General features: G+C 67.6%; 22 protein-coding genes. 19 read left to right on the top strand and 3 right to left on the bottom strand.

All coding sequences use genetic code 11. The annotated features are described in order from the left end of the window. Nucleotides 1-5: 5 nt before the first annotated feature. The 17 genes from C1876_RS11360 to C1876_RS11280 all read left to right on the top strand — a co-directional run bounded on the left by C1876_RS11360 (nucleotide 6) and on the right by C1876_RS11280 (nucleotide 13,459). Entirely contained in the window at nucleotides 6-2,120 is a 2,115-nt protein-coding gene (locus C1876_RS11360; protein ID WP_244910121.1) for a pilus assembly protein TadG-related protein, read from the top strand. A gap of 26 nt (nucleotides 2,121-2,146) precedes the next feature. Then, on the top strand, nucleotides 2,147-2,575 hold the full coding sequence (locus tag C1876_RS11355) for a TadE/TadG family type IV pilus assembly protein (protein WP_244910120.1): 429 nt from the start codon (nucleotides 2,147-2,149) through the stop codon (nucleotides 2,573-2,575). A 41-nt stretch (nucleotides 2,576-2,616) separates the two neighbouring features. Next, a complete protein-coding gene (locus C1876_RS11350; protein ID WP_244910119.1) occupies nucleotides 2,617-3,024 on the top strand; it encodes a hypothetical protein in 408 nt (135 codons plus the stop codon). Further along, nucleotides 3,021-3,347: a DUF192 domain-containing protein gene (locus C1876_RS11345; RefSeq protein ID WP_114546843.1), complete on the top strand. Its 327-nt coding sequence runs from the start codon at nucleotides 3,021-3,023 to the stop codon at nucleotides 3,345-3,347. The genes C1876_RS11350 and C1876_RS11345 overlap by 4 nt, the downstream gene beginning before the upstream one ends. After that, nucleotides 3,344-3,742: a hypothetical protein gene (locus C1876_RS11340; RefSeq protein WP_114546842.1), complete on the top strand. Its 399-nt coding sequence runs from the start codon at nucleotides 3,344-3,346 to the stop codon at nucleotides 3,740-3,742. Before C1876_RS11345 ends, C1876_RS11340 begins: the two co-directional genes overlap by 4 nt. Before the next feature lie 305 nt (nucleotides 3,743-4,047). Beyond that, the gene (locus C1876_RS11335; protein ID WP_244910118.1) at nucleotides 4,048-4,638 is read left to right on the top strand and encodes a prepilin peptidase; all 591 of its coding nucleotides are present in this window, start codon (nucleotides 4,048-4,050) and stop codon (nucleotides 4,636-4,638) included. Between the two features lie 26 nt (nucleotides 4,639-4,664). Then, complete coding sequence (locus C1876_RS11330; RefSeq protein WP_244910117.1) at nucleotides 4,665-4,958, top strand: hypothetical protein; 294 nt, start codon at nucleotides 4,665-4,667, stop codon at nucleotides 4,956-4,958. Beyond that, nucleotides 4,948-5,463, top strand: a complete 516-nt coding sequence (locus C1876_RS11325; protein ID WP_244910116.1) for a TadE/TadG family type IV pilus assembly protein — start codon at nucleotides 4,948-4,950, stop codon at nucleotides 5,461-5,463. Before C1876_RS11330 ends, C1876_RS11325 begins: the two co-directional genes overlap by 11 nt. Next, complete coding sequence (locus tag C1876_RS11320) at nucleotides 5,457-5,936, top strand: TadE family protein (protein ID WP_114546840.1); 480 nt, start codon at nucleotides 5,457-5,459, stop codon at nucleotides 5,934-5,936. Before C1876_RS11325 ends, C1876_RS11320 begins: the two co-directional genes overlap by 7 nt. Then, nucleotides 5,933-6,538, top strand: coding sequence for a hypothetical protein (locus tag C1876_RS11315; protein WP_114546839.1), 606 nt, complete (start codon nucleotides 5,933-5,935; stop codon nucleotides 6,536-6,538). Before C1876_RS11320 ends, C1876_RS11315 begins: the two co-directional genes overlap by 4 nt. Before the next feature lie 19 nt (nucleotides 6,539-6,557). Next, the gene (cpaB, locus tag C1876_RS11310) at nucleotides 6,558-7,460 is read left to right on the top strand and encodes a Flp pilus assembly protein CpaB (RefSeq protein WP_114546838.1); all 903 of its coding nucleotides are present in this window, start codon (nucleotides 6,558-6,560) and stop codon (nucleotides 7,458-7,460) included. Then, a complete protein-coding gene (locus tag C1876_RS11305) occupies nucleotides 7,444-8,763 on the top strand; it encodes a TadA family conjugal transfer-associated ATPase (protein WP_114546837.1) in 1,320 nt (439 codons plus the stop codon). The genes cpaB and C1876_RS11305 overlap by 17 nt, the downstream gene beginning before the upstream one ends. Before the next feature lie 20 nt (nucleotides 8,764-8,783). Then, the gene (locus C1876_RS11300) at nucleotides 8,784-9,701 is read left to right on the top strand and encodes a type II secretion system F family protein (RefSeq protein ID WP_114546836.1); all 918 of its coding nucleotides are present in this window, start codon (nucleotides 8,784-8,786) and stop codon (nucleotides 9,699-9,701) included. Continuing rightward, nucleotides 9,698-10,600: a type II secretion system F family protein gene (locus C1876_RS11295; RefSeq protein WP_114546835.1), complete on the top strand. Its 903-nt coding sequence runs from the start codon at nucleotides 9,698-9,700 to the stop codon at nucleotides 10,598-10,600. Before C1876_RS11300 ends, C1876_RS11295 begins: the two co-directional genes overlap by 4 nt. An 8-nt stretch (nucleotides 10,601-10,608) precedes the next feature. After that, complete coding sequence (locus C1876_RS11290) at nucleotides 10,609-11,163, top strand: hypothetical protein (protein ID WP_114546834.1); 555 nt, start codon at nucleotides 10,609-10,611, stop codon at nucleotides 11,161-11,163. After that, on the top strand, nucleotides 11,156-13,048 hold the full coding sequence (locus tag C1876_RS11285; RefSeq protein ID WP_114546833.1) for an InlB B-repeat-containing protein: 1,893 nt from the start codon (nucleotides 11,156-11,158) through the stop codon (nucleotides 13,046-13,048). The genes C1876_RS11290 and C1876_RS11285 overlap by 8 nt, the downstream gene beginning before the upstream one ends. Nucleotides 13,049-13,051: 3 nt before the next feature. Next, nucleotides 13,052-13,459 carry a HicB family protein gene (locus C1876_RS11280; RefSeq protein WP_114546832.1) on the top strand — a complete coding sequence of 136 codons (408 nt, stop codon included), beginning with the start codon at nucleotides 13,052-13,054 and terminating at the stop codon, nucleotides 13,457-13,459. A 7-nt stretch (nucleotides 13,460-13,466) separates the two neighbouring features. Here the strand turns inward: C1876_RS11280 and C1876_RS11275 are convergent, their stop codons facing one another. From C1876_RS11275 to C1876_RS11265, 3 genes are read right to left on the bottom strand one after another with little or no spacing between them, the layout of a single operon-like run. Beyond that, the gene (locus C1876_RS11275) at nucleotides 13,467-14,693 is read right to left on the bottom strand and encodes an ABC transporter permease (protein WP_114546831.1); all 1,227 of its coding nucleotides are present in this window, start codon (nucleotides 14,691-14,693) and stop codon (nucleotides 13,467-13,469) included. Then, the gene (locus C1876_RS11270) at nucleotides 14,680-15,903 is read right to left on the bottom strand and encodes an ABC transporter permease (protein WP_114546830.1); all 1,224 of its coding nucleotides are present in this window, start codon (nucleotides 15,901-15,903) and stop codon (nucleotides 14,680-14,682) included. Before C1876_RS11270 ends, C1876_RS11275 begins: the two co-directional genes overlap by 14 nt. Before the next feature lie 19 nt (nucleotides 15,904-15,922). Next, nucleotides 15,923-16,858, bottom strand: coding sequence for an ABC transporter ATP-binding protein (locus C1876_RS11265; RefSeq protein WP_114546829.1), 936 nt, complete (start codon nucleotides 16,856-16,858; stop codon nucleotides 15,923-15,925). A 195-nt stretch (nucleotides 16,859-17,053) separates the two neighbouring features. Here C1876_RS11265 and C1876_RS11260 point away from each other — a divergent pair, with 195 nt between their 5' ends. Beyond that, nucleotides 17,054-18,148 carry a sensor histidine kinase gene (locus C1876_RS11260; protein ID WP_114546828.1) on the top strand — a complete coding sequence of 365 codons (1,095 nt, stop codon included), beginning with the start codon at nucleotides 17,054-17,056 and terminating at the stop codon, nucleotides 18,146-18,148. Further along, entirely contained in the window at nucleotides 18,145-18,792 is a 648-nt protein-coding gene (locus C1876_RS11255; protein WP_114546827.1) for a response regulator transcription factor, read from the top strand. Before C1876_RS11260 ends, C1876_RS11255 begins: the two co-directional genes overlap by 4 nt. Nucleotides 18,793-18,806: the final 14 nt, after the last annotated feature.

Raw genomic sequence — 18,806 nt, 5'->3', positions numbered from 1 at the left:
GGGGCATGGAGTTCAGAGACGAAGAGGGCCTCACCACCGTCGGCATGGTGTTGGCGCTGCTCATTACGCTCGCGCTCGTGTTTTCGGCGGGACGGGCGTACCGCATCGGCTCGGCGGCGTCGGAGGTGCAGAACGTGGCCGACGCGGCGGCGCTGGCGGCGGAAAACGAGATCGGCGAGTTCATGATCGTCGTGCACGTGTGCGACGCCGTCGTGCTGTCGCTCTCGCTCACGAGCCTGGCGGCTACCGGCCTCGGCATCGCGGCGCTGTGCACGCCCGCAACGGCGACGGCGTCCGAAACGCTGCTCAAGGCGGGCAAGGACGTGGCGCATGCGCGCGACACGTTCGCTCGGAAGGCGGCTGACGGGCTCAATCGGCTGCAGCGCGTCCTGCCTTTTCTGGCAGCGGCGAACGCGGCTTCGGTGGCATCCGCGAACAACGGAGCCTCGTCGAACTATCTGGCGCTTGCCGTTCTCGCGCCGGCCGCCGGCGAGGACATCGCCGTAGGAGGGGCCGAGGAGCTGGATGAGCTGGGCGCCGACGTCGATGCGGAGGCGGAGGACGTGCGGCAGGCGGCACGCGAGGCGGAGCGTGCAGCCGAGCAGGCGAGCGAAGCCAAGCGTCGCGCGTTCGAGCACGATTGCGGATTGAACCCCTCCTACTGCATGTACGAGCGCGCCGCCTCGCTTGCCGGGATGGCTGGTGCCGAGAACCCGCTGTTCAACAGCGTCGATGCCTGGTCGTTTTCCGTCGCGCTCAAGCGGGCGCAGGCGTATTATCCGCGCCGTCTCGCCGAGGAGGCGCCGGCGGACGGCACGGTGGCGGAGCAGGCGCGGTCCGCGTTGCGCACGCGGTTCTACTCCTACGCGGTGGAGGAGATCCGCCGGGGCTACGTGCGCGAGACGGAGGATTCGTTCGAAGCCTTCTTCCCACATCTGCCGAAGAACACGTCGGAGATGAGGGGCACGTCGCTCTACGCGGAGGCGGTGTACCCCTGCACGGCGAACGACGAGGGACGGACGGTGATGCATGCGTGGTCGGGGTGTCCCGACGCGACGGCGCCGACGGGCGTCGGGTCGATTTCCCAGATGGAGGCGGGGGCGTACCCCACGTGCGCGCGGTGCGAGTTCTCGGCGGCGAGCATGGGCAAGGTGGCAGCCGCCTCGAGCTCCATCGACAACGGCTTCGAATACCACTACGAGGCCGTGGCCGTTGCCGCCGACGACTACGTCAAGGCGCGTGCGGCGCTCGATCCGCTGTCCCACGAGGTGAAGCGGCGGGCGGGAGGCCTGCTCGAGCAGGTGAAGAAAGCGCTCGGAGCTGTTGCGGGCAAGCGCATCTCCGCGCAGCCGCCAGGACGGTACGGCGTGATCGCGCTCGTGGCGAACACGGGAAGCGTCGCGGCGTCGGATGGGTTCGAAAGCTCGTTCGTGAGTGGCGCGGGAACGCTCGGCACGCGTGCGGCGGTGTCTGCCGCAACGTTGGTGGCCGATGCGTCCGAAGACGGTTCGACGGTGGTGTCGTCGCTGCTCGACGGGTTGAAGGGCCAGGGCGGGGCGGCTGTGGGAGCGCTCGGCATCGTGCTCGATTGCTGGTCGGGAATGCTCGATGCCTACGCGCGGGGCCAGGGCGCGCTCGACGAAGCGGTGTCGTCGGCGCTCGACGGATTGCCGCTTGCAGGTGCCAGCGGGTTGGGCGCTTGGGCGGCGGGCGCGCTGCGCGAGGTGGTGCAGGCGGCGGGGCTCGAGCCCGCGAACCTCGATGCGCTCAAGCCCGTGCTAGTGAACTCGGCCCATGTGGCGGCGAAGGACGACAGCGCGCTCGGTGCGCGGCTGCTCTCGCTCAAAGAGCAGGCGATCGCGCACCCTCTCGGATCGAACGACGTGTTCGCCTCGATGGTTGGGGCGGTTGAGAGCGACGTGGTGGAGGGTATCCAGGGGTTCGACGGAACGATCGACATTGCCACGATAGAGCTTTGGGGCGACGGCGGTCCGTCGATTCCCGTGAAGATTGCGCTTCCTCCTGCGGCCAGGGATGCGGCATCGGATCTCGTGCGGCGGCTTGCCGATGGTCTGCGATCGGTGTACGCGCAGGTGACGGGGGTGAGAGTGTGGGAATAACCAGGGGCGTGGGCAGGAGGGCGCACGTGCGGCGTCGATGCGAGCGAGGGCAGATGACGGTCGAGCTGGCGGTGGCGTTTCCGGTGCTCATCATCGTGGCGGTGATCGCGGTCAACGCGCTCACGTTCTTCTCGGAGTGCAGCTCCTTCGACAACGTCTTTCGCGACGCCGTGCGCATCCATGCGGCGTCGCCGGCCTCCGGGCAGGGCGTCGAGCAAAGCGCGGCGATGGTGCAAGCGACGCTGACCGAGCGGTTCGATGCCGCGAACGAAACAGCGCGCGTGACGGTGGAGGGAGCAACGGCTGGTCACCTGCGCTTCTCTGCCACGTTGGAGTACGCGCCCACGCTGTTCGGCTTGGGTTTGCGCTCGTCGGTGTTCGGGATAGCGCTGCCGCCGTTAACGCATGCGGCGACGATGACGCTCGACTGCTACAAACCGGGCGTGCTGCTATGAGGCGGCGTGCCCCGCTCGCGACGCGTCGCCGCCGGGCCGTGATGTTCGTCGCGGTTCTCGTCGTGGGGCTGTCGGGGGCGCTTGCGGTCGCTTCGGCGGACCGCCCCAGCGTGGTGCGCGAAGTGGGAGGCGAATTCGTCGAAGCGCGCACGGGCGATCCGCCGCGGGGGTTCGAGGACGAAGTGCTGCGTCTCGATGGACGTGAGGACGTGCGTGTGGAAGAGCGGTTGGGGCTCGTCGGCTTCTCCTGCTCGGGCGCGGCGGAGAAAACGTTTTCGTCGCTTGAACAGGAGTTGCAGGCGAAGGGATGGCTCGGTGTGGAAAGTGGGAATGAGGGATGGAAATCGTTCGTGAAGAACAGCGGGACGTATCGGTGGGCGTTCGTCGCGTGCGTGCGCGTGGGCACGTGGACGAGCGTGGTGGTGCGCTATGCGACGGCGGCGGCATGACGGCTGCGGGGCAGCCGCTCAGGCTCGCAACGCGCGCCGCGCGTAAAACGAAGGGGCTGCTCCTGTCGCGCGAGCATGCCGAGGCGCTGCTGCTTGCGCCGTGCTGCGACGTGCATACGGCGGGCATGCGCCATCGCCTGGATATCGCGTTCGTGGATGCGCAGGGGCGCGTGCTCGAGGCGCATCGCGACGTGGGTCCGTTCCGGAGGCTGCGCAACAAGGGCGCGGCGGCGGTGGTCGAGCGCTTCTCTTCGTGTTCGACGCCGTGGTTTTCGGCAGGTGATCGTATCGGAGTGGTTTGTCTGGAAGGAGAACGTCTATGAAAACGTGTCCCATCTGCGGCGCGCGAGCATTCGACGATGCGGAGGTGTGCTACGGCTGCCTGCATCGGTACGAGGGGGCTGACATGGGGGCGCCGGGACCCGTTGCCCCCGTGGCGCCGCCGGGACCCGCCACCCCCGCGGTATCACCGGGGCCTGCCGTCCCCGTCGCTTCCCCTTGTGCTTCCGCGCCGTCCGGCGATGCGGGATGGGTCGTGCGCTTCGAGCTTCCCGGCTACGAGTCGGTGGTCGATGCGGACGGCCGTGCGGGGTTCGTCGTGCGGTTCCGCCCGGAAGCGCCGTGCGGGGCCGATGAGCGCCGCCGGGCGGTTGCCGCCCGCGGCACGCATGCGCGCGATGCTCCTGCGCCGCGCGCTGCGATGCCGGAGCGTTCCTGATGATGTCGTCGGCAGCAGGCGCTTTGGCCTGCGGATTCGCGAGTGCGCTTGCGGGCTGGTTCCTTGTGCCCTGGTTGGCCGACGCGGTTTCGAAACGTGCCTATCGGCGGTCGCATACGTGGTGGTGGGAGTCGCTCGCCTGCTATCGGGAGTTCAAGCGCGCCCATCCGCAGAGGGAGCCGTCGTCGCGTGCACCGGGATCGGAGGGTTCTCTGGGGCTCTGGCGCGCGCAGGCGATGGGCGCCGCACGGGCCGGAACCCTCCCGCGAGAGCGCGTTCGCGCCCTGGTCGAAGCTGGCTGCGCGGTGGATGCCGAGGCGGCGCAGCGCACGGAGGCTGAGCAGCGCGACCGATGCTCGTTCCGGGCGAAGCCGTGGCAGCGCGCGCTGTGCGCGATCGGCTGCGCCGCGGGCGGGGCGCTTGCATTCGTGACGGGCTCCTGGCTGCCGGGCGCGGCGTTGGCCGTGGCGACAACCGCCATGACGGTGGCTGTCGTGTGCGATCTGCGAGCTCGCATGGTGCCGCTCGAGACGTGCGCGGTGCTCGCCCTGGCAGGCGTGGTGTTTCAAGGGTCCCTGGTCGGGGCCGAGGGGGCGCTGGCGGGCGGCGCGTTCGCCGCGGTCGTGGTGGCGGGCTGCTGGGCGGTGAACGGCCTGTTCGGGCGCACGGGAAACGCGCCCGTCGGCTACGGCGACGTACGCTGCATGGCAGCCTTGTCGCTGGCGAGCGGGTTCGCGACGCCGCTCGGCATTGCCGCCTGCTACGCAAGCGCGGCGGTGTTCTCGCTCGGGGGCATCGCCATGAGAAGGCTGTCGTTCAAAAGCGGCATACCCATGGCGCCGTTCCTGGCGTTATGGCTGCTCTTCGGGGCGGGGGCGTGCATGTACGCACAGTGATACCAACGACAAGAAGGAGAAGATCGATGAAAACGAAGGATTGCGGGACGGTTCTGATGGATGCAGCTCCGAAGGATTCGGCTCTGAACCGTGCAGCGCTCGACGACGCCGCCCCGAAGCAGAGCAAGCTCAAAACGCTCGCTTTGGTGGGAGAGGAGGACGGCGGCTCCGAGATCGTGCAGACGGTCATCGTGCTGGGGTTCGCGGTGGGATTGGGGGCGGCGTTGCTCCTATTGCAGGGCAACATCCAGACGGCTATCACGAAGGCGGGGACGTCGGTCACCGACATGTTCTCGAAGATCACGTCCGGTGCGGCGTAGGGCTTCGTCGGACAGGGGCGGCAGCGTGGTGGTGTTCGTCATCGCCCTGCCGCTGCTGCTCCTGTTTCTCTTCGCGGTGATCGACCTGGGGCGCACGGTGTTCTTGTCCATGGCGCTGAACGACGCGGCCCACGCCGTCTGCCGCACGGTTTCGGAGCAGGCGGGACAAAGCGCCTCGGAGTCTCAGATGCGTCAAGCGGCGTTCGAGGCATCGCCCGCACTCGACCGCGATGGTCTGCGGCTTCGCATAGCGGTGCAGTACGGGGAGCTCGAGGATCGCGCATACGCGCACCGGTTCTACGACGAGGCTGCGGGGCGGTACGACGAACGGGTTTCGCACACGCGTACGCGGGCGGTGGAGGTGTCGGTCGAGCTCGAGGGCGCCTACCTCACACCGTTGGGCGATGCGCTTTCGGGTGCGGCGGGAGAGGGGGCTGGCCGGTTCGTGTATCGGGCGCAGGCGAGCGGCGAGGCGGATGCGACGGTGGAAGGGGGTTCATGGTGAGTCGTTCGGAGCGGGGAAGCGAGATCGTGCAGTTCGTCGTGGTGCTGCCGCTCTTGCTCGCCATGCTGTTCTCCATCATGCAGCTGGCGGGCATGATGCTTGCGACAAGCCAGGTGTCTTCCGAGATCACCCGCGCGTGCCGTCAGCTCGACGTCGTGGGGTTTCAGCGAGCCGCCGACAAGGAACGGTTCGTCAAGGACGGCATCTTGGGCGCGTCGACGCAGCTTGATCCTGATCGGCTGAGCGTCGGCGGCGTTACCTGGGCGTACGAGAAAAGGACGCAGCGGCAGGACGTGGAGGACGGAAGCGTTCTCGAGCAGGAGGCGCTCGTGGCCATCGCCTCGTACGACGTGCGGTACCGGTTGCACGCCATCGCCGATCTGCCCGGCCTGACGGGGAAGGTGCTCGAGCGCCATGTGCGCTGCTCGCTCGTCGATGGCCGGACCATCGAGATCGAACGGGGCTCGTCGTGAGGTGGCCGGCTCGGCGCGACGAGCGCGGCACCGTGCTTCCGCTCGTGGTGGTTTCGGCGCTCGTGCTCATCGCGGTCGTGGCGTTCGCGGTTGATCAGGGCATCGCCTATGCGGCGAAGGCCCGGCAGGAGAACGCGCTCGATGCGGCTCGTGCCGCATGCATGGACGCCTCGTTCGCGCTCGTGGCGAAAAACGCCGAGGACCCGGGTGCGATGGTGGCGGCTTGCGCGGTGCGGGCGCTACGCGATCAGGGATTCGACGGAAGCGTGTCCATATGGTTCTACGAAGTGCCCGCAGCGAATTCGTCGAAGACGGAGCGGCATTGGACGATTGGCATGCAGGTGAGCGAGCAGTCGTCCACGGTATTCGCGCGCGGGTACGGCATCGAGAGATTGCCGGTGGCGTCGTACCGCGTGATGACGGCCATGCCCTACGCCGGCGAAGCGGTGTGGCGCCCCTCAACGCGGCGCTGCGGTCGCTACGACTTTGCGCCGGGGGCGGGCGAGGCGAACGGTGCCTACACCGCGCTCGCGACGCTCGGGGATTTTCCCGACGAGCTGGTGGAAGCGACAAGGGCCGCGATGCCCGAAGCGACGCAATGATACGAGAGAGGATACGGCTATGGTGATGGCTGGCAACGGCGGGGAAAGAGCGGCGTGGGGCGGCGGGTTCGCTGCCCGCGCATCCCGCCAGGACGAGGGAGCCGCTTCGGCGGGAAAGCGGGAGCATCCGCCGATCAGGCGCGAGGAGCGTGCGGCGCCGAACACGCCGCCTCGCACGGCAGCGGCCCCGCGCACGGCCGCGCCCCCGCGCGAAAACGGCATGCGCCGGGTCAAACGGCTTGCAACCGTCGCGGCGGTGTCGGTTGCCCTGGCGGTGACGTCGCTGGCATACGGAGCGTGGTCGTCTGCGGTCGCGCGCGCGGACGTGGAGCACGCCACCGTAGGCGCCGTTCCCACGTTGGTGGCGACGGCGGACATCCATGCGGGCGATGCGCTGTCATCGGCGCTCGTCGAGACGCAGGACGTGCCTGCGTCCTATCGCTCGGCGGGTGCGCTCGGTGCCGAGGCGTTGACGGCCGACGGAGCGCCTGCGGGCGGCCGTGCGCTGGTCGACATTCCCGCGGGAACGCAGATCGCCGCGGCGTTCGTTGCCGGGATGGACGGCGCCGACCGCCTGTCATCGGCGCTTGCCGCCGGCAAGGAGGCGGTGACATTGGCCGTCGATGTGGAGACGGGGCTTGCCGGGCGCGTTCGTCCGTACGATACCGTGCGCATCGTTTCGGCCGAAGGCTCCTCGTCGGGGGAGGCGTTTCTCGAAACCGTCTGCGCCCGTGCCCGCGTGCTTGCGGTGGGGGACGACGTATCCGGGGCGCAGAGCGCTTCGGCGTCCGTGACGGTGGAAGTGCTGCCGGAGGAGGCCGACGCTGTTCGCGAAGCGCAGTACGCGGGTCGGGTGAGCTTGGTGCTTGTTGCGGCAACGGACGCGCTCGACGAAGGGGAGCCCGATGGACAGGTCGACTGAGCGCGCGCTCAAGCGGGCCGTGCGCGACGAAGCGTCGGTGCGGCTGCGGGGCGGGGCGTCGAGTCCGACGGCCGTTGAGGGCCTCATTCGCCGTTTGGTGGAGGAGATCGCGCACGAGTCGGGCGTTTCCCTCGACCCCTTCGAAGCCGAAGCGCTGTCGCGCGCGATGATCGACGACTTCCTTCATTACGGCCCGCTGCAGCAGCTGCTCGAGGACGATTCCGTCACGGAGATCATGGTCAACGGGGGCGGCGTCGACCCGCGCGATCCGGCGCTGCCCTTCCGGGAGCCCATCGTGTACGTGGAGCGCGCCGGACGCATCGAATACCGTCCCGATATCGTGTTCGACGATGCCGACCACGTGCGTCGCGTCATCAACAAGATAGCCGAGCAGGCGGGCAAGCGGTGCGACGAAGCGCATGCCATGGGCTGCGCGATGCTGCCCGGCGGCAGGGCGCGCGCCACCTACGTCGTGCCGCCCATCGCTCCCGACGGCCCCGCGCTCAACGTGCGCACCTTCTCGGCGGACATGCTGGGTATGAACGACCTGCTGCGGGCCGGCATGCTCACCGAAACGATGTCCGAGTTCTTGCGCTCGGCGGTGCAGGCGCGCTGCCCCGTGGTGATCTCGGGAGGAACGGGCTCGGGCAAAACCACGCTGCTCGGGGCGCTGTCGGGCTTCATCCCGCCCGAAGAGCGCGTGATCACCATCGAGGACACGCCCGAGCTGCGGCTGCAAACGCCCCATGTCGAACGCATGCAAACGCGCGAGGCCAATACGGAAGGAGAAGGCGCGGTCGGCATGCGCGAGCTCGTGGCGCTCTCATTGCGCCGCCGTCCCGACCGCATCATCGTCGGCGAGTGTCGCGGAGCCGAGGCCTACGACATGCTGCAGGCCATGCAGACCGATCATCCCGGATCGATGACCACGGTGCACGCGAACGATCCAGGCAATGCCATCAGCCGTCTGCGCACGATGGTGGGCTATGCCGACGGCGATCTCAGCCGCGAGGTGATCGTGCAGCAGATCGCCGAGTCGCTGCAGGGAGGCCTCGTCGTGCATGTAGAGCGCTTGCGGGACGGCAGTCGCAGGGTGACGAGCATCGTGGCCATTGACCCGCTGCCCGAGGGAAGCGCGGTCATCCCGCGCGCCGAGCTCTTCCTGTTCGAGGCCGAGGGCCTCGATGCCTACGGAGGGGTGGCGGGATCGTGGCGCGCATGCGGCGTGCAGCCGCAGCGCATCAAGGAGCGCATGAGGTCGATGGGCGTTTGGTACGACCCCGCGTGGTTCTTCGAGCAATAAAGGAAAGGTGGTGGTGCGAGATGAGTGGTGCGATTCCCCTGCTGTTACTGGCCGCCTGCGTTGCGGTTGCCCTGGGGGCGTATGCGCTCGTGCGGCAGGCCTGCGCGGCGCAGCGACGTCGTCGGCTTGACGATAGGGATTTGTACGAGGCGGGCGAAGCGGCCGCAACCGAGCGGAAGAAGGTTCGGCTTCCCCGGCTGACGGCTCTGCTTCACGAGACGGGCCGCGAGGGTTCCGCCGTCGGCTGGATTGCCCAGCTTGCCGCGCTCGCGTTCGTCGTGTTCGCGGTAGCCACGGCGCTGTCCGGTCGGGCGGTGGTGGGAGCGGGCGCGGGGGCGGCCGTGCTCGGGGCGACGGGCATGCGCCTTCACCTGCTGCGCAAGCGTCGGCAAGAGCTGCTCTCCCAGCAGTTCACCCGCGTTCTGCCGCAGGTTGCGGCCAGCGTGCGCAGCTCGCTCACGCTCGAGCGAGCGCTGCGCACGGCCGCTTCCCATGTGGAGGACCCGCTTCGCGAAGAGGTGGCGCGCGTGCTTGCCGATGCGGCGTACGGCACGACGCTGGCCGAAGCCTTCGAGCTCATGGCCGCGCGAACGGGCGACCCCGACGTGCGCGCCCTTGCCGCCGCCGTTCGCATCCAGCAACGGTTCGGCGGCGCCATCGCCCCTGTGCTCGACCTCATCGCGCAGCACGCGGCGGCGCGGCAACGCGCCGCGCGCGAGCTCAAGACCGAGCTTGCCGGGACGCGCTTGGCGAAGTGGTTCGTCGCGTGCTCGATGCCCGCGATCTTCTTCATCATGTTCGCGACCAACGCCGACTTCGCGCAGTTCTACACGCACGAGCCGCTCGGTTGGATCGTGCTCGGCGTAGCGCTGTGCTCGGAGCTGTTCGGCCTGTTCGCGTGCCAACGCATCACCTCGGTGGATCGGAGTTCCTCATGAACGTCATGGCGTGCGCGTTTCTCGTAGCGGGAGCGGCGGCGGGAATCGTCGCGTACGAAAGCGCGGTGCGCTATGCCGTGCCCCATCGACGCGAGGCGCCGGCGTCCGAGCGTGCCTCGCGCGCTCGGGGAAGGTCGAGCCGTGTCGCCGAGGCGGTGGGCTCGCTCGCGGCGGCGCTCGAGCGCTTCGCGCCGCTGTCCCATGCGGATGCCGATGCCTGTCGCGACCGCTTGATCAGGTCCGGCATGGTGATGGAGCCGGAAACCTGGCGCTGTGCCCGCGCGCTGGCAACCGTGGGCTGCGCGTTCGTCGCGGGCGCGGTCGCGCTTGCGGCGGCAAGCGCCCCGTGGGTCCTCGCAAGCGGCGTGGCGGCGGGCGCGGTTGCCGGGTGGCTGCTGCCGAACGCGGTGCTGGCAAACAGGGAGCGGGCTCGAAGGCGGGCAATCGAAGCGAGGCTTCCCGATGCGATGGAGCTGCTCGGCATTGCCATTGCCGCGGGGTCGCCGGTTGAGCAGTGCTTCCGCGAGGTTGCCGCAAGCATGACGGGTCCCATCGCGCAGGAGCTGGCAACCGTCGATCGGGAGGTGAACCTGCTCGGCCATTCGCGCGAGGAGGCGCTTGAGCACCTGGGGCAACGGTGCGGCAGCCAGGAGGTGCGCGCGTTCGTGGCGCAGATGACGCAGGCGGTGAGCCAAGGATCGTCCATCTCGGAGGGGCTCGCGCTGCAAGCGTCGCTCGCGCGCGAAACCGCGCAAGCGGAAGCGATGGAGCGCATTCGCAAGATGCCCACGAAGCTCGATATCGTGCTCTCGCTGTGCTTCCTGCCGCCCACCATCGCATTGGTGGTGGTGCCAACCGTGGTCAACCTGCTTGATTTCTTGAACAACTCGATGGGTTAGGAGCCTCTATGAAACGACGCATGGTGCTCGGCCTTGCGCTCCTTGCGCTTGGCGTGGCAGGTATCGTCGCGTGCTTGTTCGCTTGGCACGCGTTCGCCGAAGGCGAGGCGGCGGCGCGGGCGAACGCCGAGAGCGACGTCGTCGAGCTGCACGTCGAGGTGGCGTGCGACGGATGGACGTCGGCAAACACGAGTCTCGGCGTGTTCGTGTCGGGGACTTCGTTCGACGGCGTCCCGTGCGACGAGCAGTTCGTGTTCGACGGCAGCGGACAGCAGATCGCTTCCCTCGCTGCGGGGTCGTATGAGGTGGTTCCCCAGCTGCCGCTGCTCATGCTTGCCGACGGCACCTTGCTCGCTGCGAGCGAGCCGCTCGAATTCTACTACGAGCCGGGCGAAGCCGCGTGCGACCGCGCCCTCGTCTCCTATGCGCCCTTCGATCCGCGTGCATTGACCGAGGCCGAGCTGGACGATGCGGCCGCGACGAGCTTTTTCGACGAAGAGACGGCCGCGCTCGCGCTTGAACGCGCACGCGCGCAGCGGCAGGAAGGGACGGAAGATGTCTGATCGATCCACGCGGGGGCGGTGCGGCGTGCGTGCGCTCGTCGGCATCGTGCTCGTCCTCTGGGCGGCTGTCGGCGTGGTCGCCTTGCAGGCGCACGACGCCTTCGCCTATTCCTATCGCACCACGAATACGGGCACGATCTTCAACCGCGCCTGGATCAGGGTCGATCCGTCGGCGAACTACCTTGAGCTCATCGGTTCCGACCCCATCGGCCCGCGGTTCGACATGCCCAGTTGGAACGCGCCGAGCGGCATCCACTCGCGCATCGAGGCGTACGAGTTCGCCCTGTGGAGCAATCCGGGAGGGCAGGACGATCTTGCCTGGTACACGGCTTGGAACGGCCGATGGACGCGCGCGGGCGCGACCATGGGGCACGGCAAGCTCGACAGCAGCGGCAACGGCAACGGGTTCGGCTGCATCGCCACGTACGGGTACGGATGGGGAGGCTCGGTCGTGTCCAAGCACGACGGGTACGACGCGCTCATGTACTGCCACGTGTACCTCAGAAACGCTGATTACGGTCAAAACTTCTACGGGTCCGTCGATTTTTGGCCGCGCGTGAACATCAAGTACCACGCGAATGGCGGCACTGGGGCGCCCTCATCGCACTACAAATACATCGGCACCACGGCGAACATCTCGTCCAAGCAGCCTACGAGGACCGGCTACACGTTCGAGGGATGGTCGACCACCAAGAACGGAGAAGTGAATATCGCGCCAGGTCAGAAAATCGGATACGAAGATTGGAACCTGCAGCAATGCAGCAACATCCCGCACGATTGGGCGGGCAGCAGCCCCACAGCGTTTTTCCGCGACGCATCCGCCGGCCAGCCTTCGCCTACCGGCACGAACGTCATCACGCTGTACGCCGTATGGAAGCCCATCGTCTACGCCGTGCCCTACGACGGCAACGGCGCAACGGCGGGCAGCACCGCCGCGTCCTCGCACGTCTACGATGCCGCCAAGGCCCTCACGGCAAACGGCTTCATGCGCTCGTACGCGATGACCTGCGACGCGCAGGGCGGTTCGGCGGGAACGAAGAGCCTGACGTGCACCTGGAATTGGAAATCGTGGAACCTGCGCGCCGATGGCGCGGGGTCGTCGTACGGCAACAGGGCAACCGTCAAGAACCTGCGCGTCTCTTCCGGCACGACCAAGCTGTACGCCCAATGGGACGAGGGGAGGGTGGCACTGCCCGATCCGGGCACGAAACCTTCGAGCGCGTTCAAGGGGTGGTACGACGCTCCGGCGGGAGGCTCGCTCGTCGGCGTGACGGGACAAGTCGTCTCGATCTCGTCCGACACGACGTACTACGCCCAGTGGCAGCCGTACGCCCCCGTATCCTATTACGTCGACGGCGCAAGCGCCCCCGCGTTCACCGAGGACGCGTTGCCCGGAGCAGCCTACCAGGCGTCCGGCCAGGCAACCGCCAAGGCGGAAAAGCCCGGATGCGCCGGTTTCGACGGATGGTACACCGACGCCGCCTGCACGCGCCCGTACGCGGACGGAACCCCGATGCCCGACGGCGGCCTCGCCCTCTACGGCCGCAACCGCGTGACCGTGTCCTACGCGCTCACCGACCGAACCGCCGCCCTTTTCGCCGACCGCCAGCTCTACGCCGACGAAGCCAAACGCACCCCGCTTCCCCAGGGTGTCAGCCTCCCGCCCGACGAGACGCGCTTTTACGGCGATCGCCTCTCGTTCGATAGGAGCCCTAGCGTCTGGTTCGAGCAGCACGGCCGCATGCGCGAGGCCGCCTGCGATCCCGGTGCCTACGCGACGTCCGCCGGCGACGGCATCCCGGCGCGCTCGGTTCGCCTCACCGCCAACACCGTCGCCTACCTGCAATGGACCACCCCCGCCTACGACGGCATCACATTGTCATAAACATTGCAGTTCATCGATTTCGACAACGGATACACGTGCGGCGACGACATGGAGGATGCGGCGAAGATGGCGTCGGAGGTGCTGTGGCTGCTCATCGACGACTACCTGCAGCTCGACAAGCCGCTGCCGAAACCGACGTATCCCGAGGAGCACGAGGGCCGGTTGGTGGCCATCTCCGTCGACGTCGATACTGAGCGCGGGCTGCTCACGACGAGAATGGCGGCCTCCATGCTTGGCGTCAGCGACGCGCGCGTGCGCCAGATGGTGTGCTCGGGCCAGCTCGCATCCAAGAAGTGCGGGCGCGACAACTACGTGTACCTGTGGAGCGTGAAGGAGCGTCTGGACAACCCGCCGAAACCCGGGCGCCCGAAAAAAAGCGCATCCGACAAATCCGTCGGATGCGCCTCCTGACCAAGCTCTACGCTCGCGCGGCCCCGGCGTTGCCGCCGGCTTCGGAGCTTTGCACGCGCAGGCGCCCCGCCACCAGCGCCACCGCGAATATCGCCACGGTGAACAGCAGCATCACGCCCAGGTTGCCCAGCACCGGCATCAGGGCCTCGGGCGTTGCCGCCGTCATATCTGCCGCGCTTTGCAGCGCGTTCGTGTACCAGTACGCCGGCGAGAAGTGCGCAAGCGCCTGCACGGAGGGGTCGAGCAGGTCGAACGAGATCCAAGCCCCGCCCAGAAACGAGATGACCATCCCTAAGATGTTGCCCAGAGCGTTGCTGGCGAACTCGCCCACGCCCAGCTGCCCCAACAGGTACCCCACCGAAAGAGGGATGGTGGCGAACACGAACGAAGCGAGGATCATAAGCGCAAGCCCCGTGCCGCTGATCTGTGCCACCGCGTCGTGGAACACGGTGAGGCCCAGACAGATCGTCCACAGCCACACCGCCACCATGACCAGGAAGCTGGCGGCTCCCACCTGCGCGCCGTACGAGAGGGTGGGCAGCGGCGATGCGAGGTTGCGGCGCCGCAGATCGGTGCGGTTGAGGGCGGTCATCAGCACGCCCACGCATACGATGATGGACGCGAACAGCGTGTACGTGCCCCATTGCAGGAAGAACACGAAGCGCTGCGCCTCGGACGAGCTTCCGCCCACCTGCACGCTTTCCACCTGCGCCGACTCCCGCATGACGTCGTCGGCATGGTTCACGATGGCGCTCATCGACGCGTCGCCGGCAAGCCCGGCGTAGGCGCGTGCGATGCCCAGGTACTCGCCCACGTTCTGATCCATCAGGTTGCCCTCGACGGAGTAGTAGCTGTACACGGTATCGAGCGTCGGCGCATCGTCGCCAGCCCGGGCCGCCTCGACGAACGCCTCGCCGTACCCCTCGGGGATGATGAGCGTGTACGAGCTCTGCCCCAAGGCAGCGGCATCCTGCAGGGCGATTTCGGTGTCCTCGAGGGGCACCTCGGTGCCGTGCTCGGCGAGGAACGCCGCAAGCCCCTGCGAGAACGCGCTGTCGTCGCGATCGATGACGGAGTACTTCGTCTCGTACGGCGTGTACTCGCTGTCGTCGAGTCCGCCGAAGGTGAGCCCGCTCGCGATGAACACCCCCATGAAGCTGAGGAACACGGCGTACACGAGGAGGTACATGGGGTGCCGCAGCACCGTTTTGACGGCGGTCTTAAAGACTTGCATAGCGCTGCCTCCTGATGAAAAGGGCCGATGCCGCGAACAGCACGGCGGCCATGACCAGCAAAATCACCACATGCTCGATCGTGCGCTGGTAGGTGTCGTAGTACATGATGCTGTAGAACGATTGCGAGATCTGCACCGCCGGGTTCACCAGCTGCGCCGCCGGCACGGCCGCGTTGATGGTGTCCGACAGCTTCATCGTAGGGGTGCCGTACAGCCCGGCGAACAGCGAGGCGAAGCACACGATGCCGGACAGCAAGCCGCCCTTCACGCCCTCGTTGATCTTCGGCAGCGATCCCAGCAGCGTGCCGAACGCCGTGGCCACAAGCGCTGCCGCGGCAATCACGCCGATGCAGGCTGCGTCGCGTCCGCCGAAATCCACGCCGGCGACGAAGCGGATGTACAGAAACGCGATGACGATGCAGGCGAACGTAAGCACCCAGCTTGCCGCAAGCGTCGCCGCGAGCGTCTTCGCGCGGCTCAGCGCTCCCACGGCGCGCCGTGCGCCCAGCGCGCTCAGGTTCGGCTGCGTGAGGCAGATGGCGATCATGCCGATCTGGCCTCCGAACAGGGCAGCCATGCCCAGCAGCGCGAAGTAGAAGCGCACCGACTCCTTCGGCGGGTTGTGCGTGACATCGATCTTCTCCGTCATGTCGCCCGCATCGAGCAGCTTCTCGACGGCCGCAGGGTCGGCCAGCGCGGCGGGATTCGTGGCCGCCACGTCCTTGATGAGCGCCGCATTGCGCACGTACCCGTCTGAGATGGCCTTCAAGATGGATTGGTTCACGTTGTCCACCGACTCGGGCGTCGTGCCGGCTTTCACGTGCACGGTCGGCATGCCGTCGGCGTCGATCGTCAGATACCCCACGATGCCTTCGCTCGCCTGACCGCTGTACGTGCCGCCGCCTTCCTCGGAGCCGGCTTCCAGCATGGTGCGCGCTTCCTGCTCGGTGCCGACGTACGTCACGTCGAGCATCTGATCGTCGCCCGCCTCCGCCAGCGTGTCGATCATGTCGGCGAACCCGGTGGCGTCGTCGTAGTTTGCGTCCGTCACCACCACCGTGGGAATGGGTTCGAACTGCCCGGTGTCGTCCAGATTGGAGAACATGAACACGAACATGGTTGCAAGGATGAGGGGGAACGCCAACGACCAGATGAAAACGGCCTTCTCGCGCACGAGCGTGAGCAGGGCCCCCTTGAAAACGTTGAGCATGATAACCGCCTTATCTCCGCTAGTCGCGCAGCTCGGTGCCGGTGATCTCCAGGAACACGTCGTTCAGCGTGGGCGGTTCGGCGTAGATGCGGCCGAACGGCACGCCGTCGCGCTGCAGCACGGCCAGCACGTCGCTCAAGTTGTGCGTGCCGTTCTGGCACGCCAGCTCAAGCGTGCCCTCGCGATACAGCGCGCGGGTGACGTGCGGCAGCGCGTCGAGGTGCGCAAGCGTCACGTCGCCCAGCTCCGGCGCGTCGATCTGGATTTTCTCGCCCGTGCCAATCATGGCCTTCAGCTCAGCGTTCGTGCCAGTGGCAAGCGCCTGCCCGTGATCCATGATCATGATGCGCGTGCAGATTTCCTCAACCTCTTCCATGTAGTGGCTCGTGTACACCACGGTGGAGCCCTGACGGTTCATTTCCTGAATGCCCTCGAGGATGGCGTTGCGGCTCTGCGGGTCGACGGCCACGGTGGGCTCGTCGAAGAAGATGAGCTCGGGCTTGTGCGCGATGCCGCACGCGATGTTCAGGCGGCGCAGCAGGCCGCCCGACAGCTTGCGCGGGCGGAACTTCGTGTAGTCCTCCAGCCCCACGAACGCGATGGCCTCGTCCACAAGGTCGCGGCGGCGTGCCCGGTCGCTCACGTACAACGCGCAGAAATAGTCGATGTTCTCGCGCACGGTGAGCTCTTCGAACACGGCCACGTTCTGCGGCACGATGCCGATGCGCCGCTTCAAATCGTAGCTCGACGGGCGCATGGGCTGGCCGAACAGCTCGATGGTGCCCTTGTCGAACGTCAGCAGTTGCAGGATGCAGTTGATGGCGGTGGTCTTGCCCGAGCCGTTCGGCCCCAGCAGGCCGAATATCTCGCCCGGCTCGATGTGCAGGTTGAAGTGATCGAGCGCGAGCACCTCGTTGTAGCGCTTGACCAAGTTGTCGACGGCTACGATATCCATGGCTCCTCCTTGTAAGCGGGCGTTACCTCCGCGATTCCGGTTCGTATACATCATGCCCGCCCGCGCCGCACCGCGGAAGTGTGCGCCGTCACCGGTTCGCCGTCCTCCCATGACAAATGTCACGAACCTGATCGCGCGGCGGCTTTTGCGCAACTTCAGCGCCGCCGCCGTGCGCGCCCGGCTATACTGGGTGCCATGGATCGAGTTGTCGACGAAATCATTCTCACCGCGCTGTGCCTGCTGTTGCTGCCGTTCACCGCGTTCGTCAGCGTGCACGTTGCCGCGCTGCTGTGCGCCATCGTGGTGGTGTGCTGCTTCGACGCGTTCCCGCGCCGCCGCCTGCGCCTGGTTGCCGCTGCGGCATACCTCGCGGTCGCGCTGCTCGTGCCTGCGTTCTCGCTGTTCACGCCCCCGATTGCCTACGTGCTGTACGGCGAGCGCTTCCGGCTCGTCCGCTTCAGCTGGATCGTCCCGTTGGCGGCCGCGCTGCGCACGCAGGACGCGCTGCTGGTGGGAGTGGTTGCGGTGCTGAGCGCCGTCGCCTGTCTCATGGCGTGGCGCACGCGCCGCATGGAGGACGAACGCGGCCGCTACCGCTCGCTGCGCGACGAGCAGCAGGAAGCCTCGCTCTCGCTTGTGGAGAAGAACCGCCAGCTCATGGCCTCGCAAGACTACGAAGTGCGCCTGGCCACGCTGTCCGAGCGCAGCCGCATCGCGCGCGAAATCCACGACAACGTGGGCCACCTGCTCACGCGATCGGTGTTGCAGGTGGAGGCGCTGCAGGTGGTGCACGCCAACGACGAGCGCGTGCGCGGCGAGCTTGCCGGGGTGGGCGCCACGCTGCACGAGGCCATGGACACCGTGCGCAAAAGCGTGCACGACCTGCACGACGACGCCTTCGACCTGCGCGCTCGCCTCGAAGGAGTCATCGGCACCTGCGGTCTCGATGGCGTGCGGCTCGTGTACGACGTGCAGGACATCCCGCTGCCCGTGGCCTACGGCATGGTGGCCGTCGTGCGCGAGGCGCTGTCGAACGTGGCGAAGCACAGCGACGCCACGCGCATCGACGTGTCGGTCATCGAATACCCGGCGCTCTACCAGCTCATCGTGCAGGACAACGGCTCGCGCGAAGCGGGGGAGCAGCGCGTCGCCTCGGGCGGCATCGCGGCGTCGGGCGGCATCGGCCTGCAAACCATGGACGAGCGCGTGAGCGCCCTCGGCGGCCGGCTGCGCACCGGCTACCGCAAGGGCTTCCGCGTGTTCGCCACCATTCCGAAGGAGAAGTCATGATCAGGACGCTCATCGTCGACGACGACCCGTTCGTGCGGATGTCGCTGCAAACCATCCTCGAAGCGCAGGACGACGTGGAGGTGTGCGCCCTCGGCGGCGACGGCGACGAGGCGGCGGAGCTGTTCGAGCGCGAACGCCCCGACGTCCTGCTCATGGACATCCAGATGCCCGGCTCGGCCGGCCTCGACGCGGCGGAGCGCATCCTCGCCGCGCACCCGTCGGCGCGCATCGTGTTCCTCACCACGTTCTCCGACGACGAGTACATCGTGCGCGCGCTGCGCCTCGGGGCGAAAGGCTACCTCATCAAGCAGGAAGTGGCCACCATCGCGCCGGCGCTGCGCACCGTCATGGCCGGTCAGAGCGTGCTCGGCAGCGAGGTGCTCGATCGTATGGACGCGCTCGTGCACCGTGGGGCCGCGGCCGCGCCTCCCGCTCCGGCGGCCGCGAGCGAACTGAACGACGACCTCACCGAGCGCGAGCGCGCCATCGTGGAGCTCGTGGCCGAAGGCCTCGACAACAAGGAGATCGCGGCGAAGCTGTACCTGAGCGAGGGCACGGTGCGCAACCATATCAGCGCCATCCTGCAAAAGCTCGACCTCAAGAACCGCACGCAGCTCGTCGTCCGCTACTACCGCGACCGCTAGGGACGCTGTTCTTC

This window comes from Eggerthella sinensis (assembly GCF_003339815.1).
Lineage (GTDB): Bacteria > Actinomycetota > Coriobacteriia > Coriobacteriales > Eggerthellaceae > Eggerthella > Eggerthella sinensis.
Note: the sequence above shows the minus strand (reverse complement) of the source record. Positions and strands in the feature narration are given on the sequence as shown.